The organism is Streptomyces sp. NPDC058674 (assembly GCF_042716505.1).
Classification (GTDB): domain Bacteria; phylum Actinomycetota; class Actinomycetes; order Streptomycetales; family Streptomycetaceae; genus Streptomyces.
This window is the reverse complement of the sequence record NZ_JBHXSC010000007.1, coordinates 153,726-164,476: the sequence shown is the minus strand read 5'-3', so window position 1 is coordinate 164,476 and position 10,751 is coordinate 153,726. Positions and strand designations below refer to the sequence as shown.

Here is a 10,751-nt window from a genome sequence, read left to right as displayed (position 1 = left end):
GTATCAACTTCTGGCGTTGATTTTTGGCACGCTGTTGAGTTCTCAAGGAACGGACGCTTCCTTCGTACTCACCCTCTCGGGCTTTCCTCCGGGCTTTCGTTCTGTTCTTGCGTTTCCGACTCTATCAGACTCTTTCGTGTCCGATTCCCGGTCGAAGCGGGCTTCGCTTTCCAGGTATTCGCTTTCGCGCTTTCCTTTTCGGCGATTCCGACTCTATCAGATTCGATTCCGTGTCGTTTCCGACCGGTTTGAATTCCGATGGCCTTCGGGGGGCCTTTTCCCTTTCGGGTGGACCAGACTTTATCAGGTCTCCCCGAGCAGTTGATCCCACCCGCCCGCGTGCGTTCCAGACACACATGTGTGCCGGGGAACGGTGCGGGGTGGAGACGCAAACGTACTGGAGCGGGGCCCCCGGATGCAAATCCGGTTGCCCCGCTCCCGTGCGGTCGCTACGGCGAGGTCAGACCTCGACCACGACCGGGAGGATCATCGGGCGGCGACGGTAGCTGTCCGAGACCCACTTGCCCATCGTGCGGCGGATGAGCTGCTGGATCTGGTGCGGCTCCGCCACGCCGTCGGAGGCGGCGCGGGCGATGGCCTCCTCGATCTTCGCGATGACCGGGCCGAAGGCCCCGTCGTCGATGCCGGAGCCCCGGGCCTGGATGTTCGGGCCGCTCACGACCTTGCCCGTGGTGCTGTCCACCACGACGTAGACCGAGACGATGCCCTCGTCCCCGAGGATCCGGCGGTCCTTGAGCGAGGCCTCCGTCACGTCGCCGACCGAGAGGCCGTCGACGTACACGTAGCCGGCCTGGACCTTGCCGGAGATGCGGGCCTTGCCGTCGATGAGGTCGACGACCACGCCGTCCTCGGCGATGACGATCCGGTCCTTCGGGACGCCGGTCAGGGCACCGAGCTCGGCGTTGGCGCGCAGGTGGCGCCATTCGCCGTGGACCGGCATCAGGTTCCGCGGCTTGCAGATGTTGTAGAAGTACAGCAGCTCGCCGGCGGAGGCGTGCCCGGAGACGTGCACCTTGGCGTTGCCCTTGTGCACGACGTTGGCGCCCCAGCGGGTCAGGCCGTTGATCACGCGGTAGACCGCGTTCTCGTTGCCCGGGATCAGGGACGACGCCAGGATGACGGTGTCACCCGGGACGATCCGGATCTGGTGGTCGCGGTTGGCCATGCGGGACAGGGCCGCCATGGGCTCGCCCTGGGACCCCGTGCAGACCAGGACGACCTCGTGGGCCGGCAGGTCGTCGAGGGTCTTGACGTCCACGACGAGGCCCGGCGGGACCTTCAGGTAGCCCAGGTCACGGGCGATGCCCATGTTGCGGACCATCGAGCGGCCGACGAAGGCGACCCGGCGGCCGTACTCGTGGGCGGCGTCCAGGATCTGCTGGATGCGGTGCACGTGGCTGGCGAAGCTCGCCACGATGATCCGGCTGTGGGCGTTCGCGAAGACCGTGCGCAGGACGTTGGAGATCTCGCGCTCGGGCGGTACGAAGCCCGGGACCTCGGCGTTCGTCGAGTCCGAGAGGAGGAGGTCGATGCCCTCTTCGCTCAGACGCGCGAAGGCGTGCAGGTCGGTGAGACGGCTGTCCAGCGGGAGCTGGTCCATCTTGAAGTCGCCGGTGCACACCACCATGCCCGCTCCGGTGCGGATGGCCACGGCCAGCGCGTCCGGGATGGAGTGGTTGACCGCGATGAACTCGCAGTCGAAGGGGCCGAGGTTCTCGCGCTCGCCTTCCTTCACCTCGAGGGTGTAGGGGCGGATGCGGTGCTCCTGCAGCTTGGCCTCGATGAGGGCCAGCGTCAGCTTGGAGCCGATCAGCGGGATGTCCGGCTTCTCCCGGAGGAGGTACGGGACGGCGCCGATGTGGTCCTCGTGGCCGTGCGTGAGCACGATGCCGTCGATGTCGTCGAGGCGGTCCCTGATGGACGAGAAGTCCGGCAGGATCAGGTCGATGCCCGGCTGCTCCTCTTCGGGGAAGAGGACGCCGCAGTCGACGATCAGCAGACGGCCGTCGTACTCGAAGACCGTCATGTTGCGGCCGATCTCGCCCAGACCGCCCAGGGGCGTGACCCGCAGGCCGCCCTTCGGGAGCTTCGGCGGGGGACCGAGTTCAGGATGCGGGTGGCTCAAAAGTATCTCCTCACCACACACGCCACGTACCTGAGGCACGTGGCGTGTATGTCATTCGTGCTCTTGCTGTTGTCTGTTTCGGTCGTGCTTATTCAGTTGTGAAGTCTGTTGTCAGAGCTGTACCCCGCCGGCGGCAAGATCGATCTTGAGCTGGGCCGTCTCTTCGGCGGTCAGCTCGACCAGCGGGAGCCGCAGCGGGCCCGCGGGCAGGCCCTGCAGGGTGAGCGCGCCCTTGGTCGTCATGACGCCCTGGGTGCGGAACATACCGGTGAAGACCGGGAGCAGCTTCTGGTGGATCTCCGCGGCCTTCTGGACGTCTCCGCCCAAGTGGGCCTCCAGCATGGCGCGCAGCTCGGGGGTGACCACGTGGCCGACCACCGAGACGAAGCCGACCGCGCCGATCGACAGGAGCGGGAGGTTCAGCATGTCGTCGCCCGAGTACCAGGCCAGGCCGCTCTGCGCGATGGCCCATCCGGCGCGGCCGAGGTCGCCCTTGGCGTCCTTGTTGGCCACGATACGGGGGTGCTCGGCCAGCCGGACCAGGGTCTCGGTGTCGATCGGGACACCGCTGCGGCCGGGGATGTCGTAGAGCATCACCGGCAGGCCGGTGGAGTCCGCGACCGCCGTGAAGTGCCGGTAGAGGCCCTCCTGCGACGGCTTGCTGTAGTAGGGCGTCACGGCCAGCAGGCCGTGGGCCCCGGTGCGCTCGGCCTCGCGGGCGAGCTCCAGCGTGTGGCGGGTGTCGTTGGTGCCGATGCCGGCGACCACGTGGGCGCGGTCCCCGACGGCTTCGAGGACGGCTCGTACGAGGTCGCTTTTCTCCGCGTCGGTGGTGGTCGGCGACTCACCGGTGGTGCCGTTGACGATCAGGCCGTCGTTGCCTGCGTCCACCAGGTGGACGGCGAGCCGCTGCGCGCCGTCGAGGTCGAGTGCGCCATCCGCCGTGAACGGCGTGATCATGGCGGTGAGGACCCGCCCGAAGGGGGTCTGCGGAGTCGAGATCGGAGCCATGGGTAACACGCTACTCGCTGCCACGCTCGCGGTGTCCCCTCGGGGCACGTCAACGGGGTGTTGGACACCGGCACTGCCTGCTCGGGGGTTCAAGCAGTGCCGGGTCCGTTTGATCAGCCTAGATGAACTTTCCGAAACGCCGCAATACGGACACTTGGGACTTGAGTCCGTACATCCGTACGTCGCGGGTGTACCGCCCCTTACGGGGCAACGCGACCGTTGCCGTTGAAGGCCGCGTAGGTGAGCGGCATGAGCTCCGCCCAGTGCTGCTCCATCTTCTCGCCGACCATCTCGATCTCCCGCTGCGGGAAGGACGGCACGGCGGCCAGCTCGTGCTGCGTACGGAGACCGAGGAAGTGCATGAGCGAGCGCGCGTTGCAGGTGGCGTACATCGAGGAGAAAAGTCCGACCGGCAGGACCGAACGGGCGACCTCTCGGGCCACGCCCGCGGCCAGCATCTCTCGGTACGCCTCGTAGGCCTGGCGGTAGGAGTCCTCCATGGCGCGGGCGGTCAGCTCCTGCTGCGCCGCGGTGCCCTCGACGAAGACGTACTTGCCCGGGCGGCCCTCCTGGACGAGCTTGCGCTCGGCGTCCGGGACGTAGAAGACCGGCTCCAGCTCCCTGTAGCGGCCGGATTCCTCGTTGTAGGACCAGCCCACGCGGTGGCGCATGAACTCGCGGAACACGAAGATCGGGGCGCTGATGAAGAAGGTCATCGAGTTGTGCTCGAAGGGGCTGCCGTGGCGGTCGCGCATCAGGTAGTTGATCAGGCCCTTGGAGCGCTCCGGGTCCTTCGTGAGCTCTTCCAGCGACTGCTCGCCGGCGGTGGACACCCGGGCCGCCCAAAGCACGTCCGAGTCGGCGGCGGAGTGCTTCACCAGCTCCACCGTCACCTCACTGCGGAAGCTGGGTTTGAGATCTGAAGCGGCGGTGTCGCTCACCGGGGGTCCTTCCACACGTGCGTCCTGGGCGCGCCCACTCTACGTCGCCGGCCGCGGCCCTCCGCGCATGCGCCGACGGCGCCGGCGCCGCCCTCCGGAGCTGACAGGGCGCCATGAAATTCGGCCGATGTCCGCACATCCGGCACCGATTGGGCGGCTCGGACGTCATACCGGGTAGCACGCACGCCCATCTGCCGCCCCCGTGCCGGGGGCCCGACCGTGAGGAGAGTCGCTCCCTTGTTCCGCCGGCGCGAGCCCGTCCCGTTCGCCTTCGTCGCCGAGGCCGACCGTTTCCGCAGCAATGTCACTCCGCCGCCGCGCGAGCGTCCGAGCACGACCCAGTTGGCCGCCCGTAGTCTGGTCGGGCTCACCGTGGTGGCGGGACTCGCCGGTTCGCTCCTCTTCGGCATGCCCGCTCTGCAACCGAGTACGGCGCCCGAGAAGTCGCAGCAGTCGGAGGCGTCCGAGGGGCGGTAGCCTCACGGGCACAGCCCAACCGAACGTGCATGTGAGTGAGGTACAGCCGTGCCCCTGCCCTTCCTGACGGCCGACGGTGCGTTCGACGCCGATGACGACGGCGACGACGTACTCCCCCACGCCGACCACGACCGCTGGCGGCGGCCCTACCGGCCGGGTCCCTGGCGGGTGGCCATGGCGGCACTGCTGCTCATGCTCTCCGCCTTCATGCTGCTGGCCACGATGATCATCGCCTTCGCGGGCGCCTGGGGCGGGGCGGCCGGCTGCCTGGTCGCCGCCCTCGCCGTGATCGCCTCGGCGGTGCAGCTGCTGCGCGCGGGCGTCTGGGTGAGCCGTACGGGCCTGCGCCGGGTCGGCTTCCTCAGGACCCGCTCGATCGCGTGGAGCGAGGTCGCCGAACTCCGGACCGTGCAGCAGCCGGTGCGCTGGCTCGGGCTGCCGAGGACCGTACAGGGGCAGGCGCTGACGGTGGCCGGGCTCGGCGGAGCGGAGCAGCCGGTCCTGCTGACCGACCACAACGCCGACTTCCTGTCCCGGTCGGAGGCCTTCGACCGGGCCGCCGAGACGCTGGGGGCCTGGGCCGAGGAGTACCGGCCCGTGGCCGCCTGAACCGCGCCGCGCGGCCGGTGGAGGCCCGTACGGGGATCAGTCCCGTACGGGCCTCTCCCGTACGGGCCTCTCCCGTACGGGCTCCGCGTCGTGCAGGGCGATCGCCCGCTGCATGGCCTTGCGCGCCCTCGGGGTGTCGCGGGCGTCGCGGTAGGCCACGGCCAGTCGGAACCAGCTGCGCCAGTCCCCCGGCGCGTCCTCGGTCTCGGCCTTGCGGCGCGCGAAGACCTCGTCGGCGGAGTCCCGCAGGATCCGGCCGTACCCGTCCCGCTCCAGCTCGTCCACGGGCAGGCCGCCCTCGGCCTCCAGCTCCGTCGCGAGCAGGTGGGACCTGGTGACGAACCGGGTGTTCTGCCAGAGGAACCAGATGCCGATCACCGGCAGGATCAGCACGGCCACCCCGAAGGTGACGGTGGTCCAGGTGCCGTGCCGGATCAGCATCAGGCCCCGGCTGCCGGCCAGGACGAGGTAGACCACCAGGACGGCGGCCGTGAGGAAGTACGTGATCTTCGCGCGCATGGTGGTGCCGTCAGCCCAGGTCGAGGAAGTGTTCCAGGCCGAACGTGAGGCCCGGGGCCGCCGTGACGCGGCGGACGCCGAGCAGGATGCCCGGCATGAAGCTGCTGTGGTGCAGCGAGTCGTGACGGAGGGTCAGGGTCTCGCCCTCGCCGCCGAGGAGCACCTCCTGGTGGGCCAGCAGGCCGCGCAGGCGGATCGCGTGCACCGGGACCCCGTCGACGTCGGCGCCGCGGGCGCCGTCGAGGGCGGTGGCCGTGGCGTCGGGCTGTGCGCCGAGGCCGGCCTCGGCGCGGGCCGCGGCGATGAGCTGGGCCGTGCGGGTCGCGGTGCCGGAGGGGGCGTCGACCTTGTTCGGGTGGTGCAGCTCGACGACCTCGACGGACTCGAAGTAGCGCGCCGCCTGGGCGGCGAACTTCATGGTGAGGACGGCGCCGATGGAGAAGTTCGGCGCGATGAGCACCCCGGTCGCCGGCGAGGCGGCGAGCCAGGTGTTCAGCTGCGCGAGACGGTCCTCGGTCCAGCCGGTGGTGCCGACGACTCCGTGGATGCCGTGGCGGACGAGGAAGTCGAGGTTGTCCATCACCGAGGCCGGGGTGGTCAGCTCGACGGCGACCTGGGCGCCGGCCTCGACCAGCGTCTCCAGCCCGTCGCCACGGCCCAGGGCGGCCACCAGCTCCAGGTCGTCGGCGGCCTCGACCGCCCTGACCGCCTCGGCGCCGATCCGGCCCTTGGCGCCGAGGACGGCCACGCGCAGCTTGCTCATCATCATTCCCTTGCTTGCGTACGGAGCTATGCGACGGCTTCGTCGAGGCGGGCCGCCTGCTTTTCCCTCAGCGGGCCGATCACCGCGAGCGAAGGCCGCTGGGCCAGTACATCCTGTGCGACCGAGCGGACGTCGTCCGGGGTCACGGCCGCTATGCGGGCCAGCATGTCGTCGACCGACATCTGATCGCCCCAGCACAGCTCGCTCTTCCCGATGCGGTTCATGATCGCGCCGGTGTCCTCCAGGCCCAGGACGGTGGAGCCGGAGAGCTGGCCGACGGCCCGCTTGACCTCGTCGTCGGCGAGGCCCTCGGAGACGACCTTGTCGAGCTCGTCGCGGCAGATCCGCAGGACGTCGTGGACCTGCCCGGGGCGGCAGCCCGCGTACACGCCGAAGAGGCCGGTGTCGGCGAAGCCGGAGGTGTACGAGTACACGCTGTAGGCGAGGCCGCGCTTCTCCCGCACCTCCTGGAAGAGGCGGGAGGACATGCCCCCGCCCAGGGCGGTGTTCAGCACGCCCAGGGCCCAGCGGCGCTCGTCGGTGCGGGCGAGGCCCGGCATGCCGAGGACGATGTGGGCCTGCTCGGTCTTGCGGTTGACGTGCTCCACGCGGCCGGCGGTGCGGACGCGCTTGGTGCCGGTGCGCGGGCCGATCGGCTCGGCGTCGGTCCGGCCGAGGGCTCCGGCCTTCTCGAAGGCCGCGCGGACCTGGCGCACGACCTTGTTGTGGTCGACGTTGCCCGCGGCGGCGACGACCAGGTGCGTCGGGTCGTAGTGCTTCTTGTAGAAGCGGCGGATCCGGTCGGCGCCGAGGGCGTTGATGGTGTCGACGGTGCCGAGGACGGGGCGCCCCAGGGGGGTGTCGCCGTACATCGTCTGCGCGAACAGGTCGTGCACGCAGTCGCCCGGGTCGTCCTCGGTCATCGCGATCTCTTCGAGGATGACGCCGCGCTCGGCGTCGACGTCCTCCTCGCGGATCAGCGAGCCCGTGAGCATGTCGCAGACGACGTCGATCGCCAGGGGCAGGTCGGTGTCGAGCACCCGCGCGTAGTAGCAGGTGTACTCCTTCGCCGTGAAGGCGTTCATCTCGCCGCCGACCGCGTCGATGGCGGAGGAGATGTCGAGGGCGCTGCGCTTGCCGGTGCCCTTGAAGAGGAGGTGCTCCAGGTAGTGCGTGGCGCCGTTGAGCGTCGGTGTCTCGTCGCGCGAGCCGACGTGCGCCCAGATGCCGAAGGTGGCGGAGCGGACGGAGGGCAGCGTCTCGGTGACGACGCGCAGCCCGCCGGGGAGGACGGTGCGCCGGACGGTGCCGATGCCGTTCTCGCCCGTGAGCAGGGTTTGGGTACGGGCGACGGCCCGCCCCTCCGAGGAGGGGCGGGCCGTCACACGGGAACTACGCGACATCACTTGTCGGAGTCGTCCTTGTCAGCGTCATTGTCGGCGTCGCCGGCAGCCTCGCCGTCGATCACGGGGATCAGGGAGAGCTTGCCGCGGGAGTCGATCTCGGCGATCTCGACCTGCACCTTGGTGCCGACCGCGACCACGTCCTCGACGTTCTCCACGCGCTTGCCGCCGGCCAGCTTGCGGATCTGCGAGATGTGCAGCAGGCCGTCCTTGCCGGGCATCAGGGAGACGAAGGCACCGAAGGTGGTGGTCTTGACGACCGTACCCAGGTAGCGCTCGCCGACCTCCGGCATGGTCGGGTTGGCGATCGAGTTGATCGTGGCGCGGGCGGCCTCGGCGGCCGGACCGTCGGCGGCACCGATGTAGATGGTGCCGTCGTCCTCGATCGTGATCTCGGCGCCGGTGTCCTCCTGGATCTGGTTGATCATCTTGCCCTTGGGCCCGATGACCTCACCGATCTTGTCCACCGGGATCTTGACGGTGATGATCCGCGGGGCGAAGGGGGACATCGCGTCCGGCGTGTCGATCGCTTCCATCATCACGTCGAGGATGTGGAGGCGGGCGTCGCGGGCCTGCTTGAGGGCGGCGGCCAGGACGGAGGCCGGGATGCCGTCGAGCTTGGTGTCCAGCTGGAGCGCGGTGACGAACTCCTTGGTGCCGGCGACCTTGAAGTCCATGTCGCCGAAGGCGTCCTCCGCACCGAGGATGTCGGTGAGGGCGACGTAGTGGGTCTTGCCGTCGATCTCCTGGGAGATCAGGCCCATGGCGATGCCGGCGACGGGGGCCTTGAGGGGCACACCGGCGTTCAGCAGCGACATGGTGGAGGCGCAGACCGAGCCCATGGACGTCGAACCGTTGGAGCCGAGGGCCTCGGACACCTGGCGGATCGCGTAGGGGAACTCCTCGCGGCTCGGCAGGACCGGCACGATCGCGCGCTCGGCGAGCGCGCCGTGGCCGATCTCGCGGCGCTTGGGCGAGCCCACGCGGCCGGTCTCGCCGACGGAGTACGGCGGGAAGTTGTAGTTGTGCATGTAGCGCTTGCGGGTCACCGGGGAGAGGGTGTCCAGCTGCTGCTCCATGCGGAGCATGTTGAGGGTGGTGACGCCCAGGATCTGGGTCTCGCCACGCTCGAACAGCGCCGAGCCGTGCACGCGCGGGATGGCCTCGACCTCGGCGGCGAGGGTACGGATGTCCGTGATCCCGCGGCCGTCGATGCGGACCTTGTCCTTGATGACGCGCTCGCGCACCAGGGCCTTGGTCAGGCTGCGGTAGGCGGCGGAGATCTCCTTCTCGCGGCCCTCGAAGGCCGGGAGGAGCTTCTCGGCGGCGAGCTCCTTGACGCGGTCCAGCTCGGCTTCGCGGTCCTGCTTGCCGGGGATGGTCAGCGCCTGGGAGAGCTCGCCCTTGACGGCGGCCGCGAGGGCCTCGTACACGTCGTCCTGGTAGTCCAGGAAGACCGGGAACTCGCCCTCGGGCTTGGCGGCCTTCGCGGCCAGGTCGGCCTGGGCCTTGCAGAGGACCTTGATGAAGGGCTTCGCGGCGTCGAGACCCGCGGCCACGACCTCCTCGGTCGGCGCCTCGGCGCCGCCCTTGACGAGGGCGATGGTCTTCTCGGTGGCCTCGGCCTCGACCATCATGATCGCGACGTCGCCGTCTTCGAGCGCACGGCCCGCGACGACCATGTCGAAGACGGCGTCCTCGAGCTCGGTGTGCGTCGGGAAGGCCACCCACTGGCCGCGGATCAGCGCGACGCGGACGCCGCCGATCGGGCCGGAGAAGGGCAGGCCGGCGAGCTGGGTGGACGCGGACGCGGCGTTGATCGCGACGACGTCGTACAGGTGGTCCGGGTTGAGCGCCATGATCGTGGCGACGACCTGGATCTCGTTGCGCAGGCCCTTCTTGAAGGACGGGCGCAGCGGGCGGTCGATCAGGCGGCAGGTGAGGATCGCGTCCTCGGAGGGCCGGCCCTCGCGACGGAAGAAGGAGCCGGGGATCTTGCCGGCCGCGTACTGCCGCTCCTCGACGTCCACCGTGAGGGGGAAGAAGTCGAGCTGGTCCTTGGGCTTCTTCGACGCGGTGGTGGCGGACAGCACCATCGTGTCGTCGTCCAGGTAGGCAACGGCGGAGCCGGCGGCCTGGCGGGCCAGACGGCCCGTCTCGAAGCGGATGGTGCGGGTGCCGAAGGAACCGTTGTCAATGACGGCCTCGGCGTAGTGGGTCTCGTTCTCCACTAGCGTTTTCTCCATTTTCGTCGTCTCCGTCCGCCGCCCGTGTGGCGGTGGACGGTTGCGGAGAAGCGCTCCTGGCGTGCGGGCCGGTCTTCGATCGAAGCATCCGGTTCGGTGCCCGTGGGGGCATTCCGGGTGCCACTACCGAGGACCGGCGGCGTAGGGAGGGCGCTCCTCCTCTTCAGTTGTGCACGTCCTACGTCTTCCTCAGACGTGCACGTGCATCCGTTCCAGACTACAAAGGGTCCGGTCCCGTGCGCACGTACGGCAAAGGGAGCGGCTCCCGAATGTGGGAACCGCTCCCTTCACGGCGTGTTACTTGGCGCCGGCCGCACCGCGGCGGATGCCGAGGCGCTCGACCAGGGCGCGGAAGCGCTGGATGTCCTTCTTGGCCAGGTACTGCAGCAGACGGCGGCGCTGGCCGACCAGGATCAGCAGACCACGACGGGAGTGGTGGTCGTGCTTGTGCGTCTTGAGGTGCTCGGTCAGGTCCGAGATGCGGCGCGAGAGCATCGCGACCTGGACCTCGGGGGAGCCCGTGTCGCCTTCCTTGGCACCGAACTCGGTGATGATCTGCTTCTTCGTAGCGGCGTCGAGCGGCACGCGTACTCCTCGTGTTGGGTCGTGCATTGCCACCGAGTGCCCCAGGTCTGA

10 protein-coding genes are annotated in these 10,751 nt (G+C 69.4%); 2 read left to right on the top strand and 8 right to left on the bottom strand.

All coding sequences use genetic code 11. The features are described from left to right. Nucleotides 1-460 precede the first annotated feature (460 nt). The 3 genes from ACFWU6_RS06455 to thyX form a co-directional block, all read right to left on the bottom strand. Nucleotides 461-2,146, bottom strand: coding sequence for a ribonuclease J (locus tag ACFWU6_RS06455; protein WP_383809808.1), 1,686 nt, complete (start codon nt 2,144-2,146; stop codon nt 461-463). Nucleotides 2,147-2,257: 111 nt separating this feature from the next. Then, nucleotides 2,258-3,157 carry a 4-hydroxy-tetrahydrodipicolinate synthase gene (dapA, locus tag ACFWU6_RS06450; RefSeq protein WP_383809811.1) on the bottom strand — a complete coding sequence of 300 codons (900 nt, stop codon included), beginning with the start codon at nt 3,155-3,157 and terminating at the stop codon, nt 2,258-2,260. 200 nt (nt 3,158-3,357) lie between these two features. Then, complete coding sequence (thyX, locus tag ACFWU6_RS06445) at nt 3,358-4,098, bottom strand: FAD-dependent thymidylate synthase (protein WP_383809814.1); 741 nt, start codon at nt 4,096-4,098, stop codon at nt 3,358-3,360. Nucleotides 4,099-4,335: 237 nt separating this feature from the next. Here thyX and ACFWU6_RS06440 point away from each other — a divergent pair, with 237 nt between their 5' ends. Both ACFWU6_RS06440 and ACFWU6_RS06435 read left to right on the top strand, forming a co-directional pair. After that, complete coding sequence (locus ACFWU6_RS06440; RefSeq protein WP_383809858.1) at nt 4,336-4,575, top strand: hypothetical protein; 240 nt, start codon at nt 4,336-4,338, stop codon at nt 4,573-4,575. A 48-nt stretch (nt 4,576-4,623) separates the two neighbouring features. Further along, nucleotides 4,624-5,184 carry a hypothetical protein gene (locus ACFWU6_RS06435; protein ID WP_383809816.1) on the top strand — a complete coding sequence of 187 codons (561 nt, stop codon included), beginning with the start codon at nt 4,624-4,626 and terminating at the stop codon, nt 5,182-5,184. A 36-nt stretch (nt 5,185-5,220) separates the two neighbouring features. On the opposite strand, the gene ACFWU6_RS06430 is transcribed toward ACFWU6_RS06435, so the two are convergent. From ACFWU6_RS06430 to rpsO, 5 genes are all read right to left on the bottom strand, one after another. Continuing rightward, nucleotides 5,221-5,703 (bottom strand): hypothetical protein, encoded by a 483-nt coding sequence (locus ACFWU6_RS06430; RefSeq protein ID WP_383978883.1) that lies wholly within the window; start codon nt 5,701-5,703, stop codon nt 5,221-5,223. A gap of 10 nt (nt 5,704-5,713) precedes the next feature. After that, on the bottom strand, nt 5,714-6,466 hold the full coding sequence (gene dapB, locus ACFWU6_RS06425; RefSeq protein ID WP_383978880.1) for a 4-hydroxy-tetrahydrodipicolinate reductase: 753 nt from the start codon (nt 6,464-6,466) through the stop codon (nt 5,714-5,716). A 26-nt stretch (nt 6,467-6,492) separates the two neighbouring features. Next, entirely contained in the window at nt 6,493-7,872 is a 1,380-nt protein-coding gene (locus ACFWU6_RS06420) for a M16 family metallopeptidase (protein ID WP_383809825.1), read from the bottom strand. Further along, nucleotides 7,869-10,100 carry a polyribonucleotide nucleotidyltransferase gene (locus tag ACFWU6_RS06415; protein ID WP_383809861.1) on the bottom strand — a complete coding sequence of 744 codons (2,232 nt, stop codon included), beginning with the start codon at nt 10,098-10,100 and terminating at the stop codon, nt 7,869-7,871. Before ACFWU6_RS06415 ends, ACFWU6_RS06420 begins: the two co-directional genes overlap by 4 nt. 312 nt (nt 10,101-10,412) lie before the next feature. Beyond that, complete coding sequence (rpsO, locus tag ACFWU6_RS06410) at nt 10,413-10,700, bottom strand: 30S ribosomal protein S15 (protein ID WP_030718724.1); 288 nt, start codon at nt 10,698-10,700, stop codon at nt 10,413-10,415. Between the last annotated feature and the right edge of the window lie 51 nt (nt 10,701-10,751).

Coding starts and splice junctions, on each gene's coding strand:
- dapB (WP_383978880.1), bottom strand. CDS start 6,466: ATGAGCAAGCTGCGCGTGGCCGTCCTCGGCGCCAAGGGCCGGATCGGC.
- ACFWU6_RS06430 (WP_383978883.1), bottom strand. CDS start 5,703: ATGCGCGCGAAGATCACGTACTTCCTCACGGCCGCCGTCCTGGTGGTC.
- dapA (WP_383809811.1), bottom strand. CDS start 3,157: ATGGCTCCGATCTCGACTCCGCAGACCCCCTTCGGGCGGGTCCTCACC.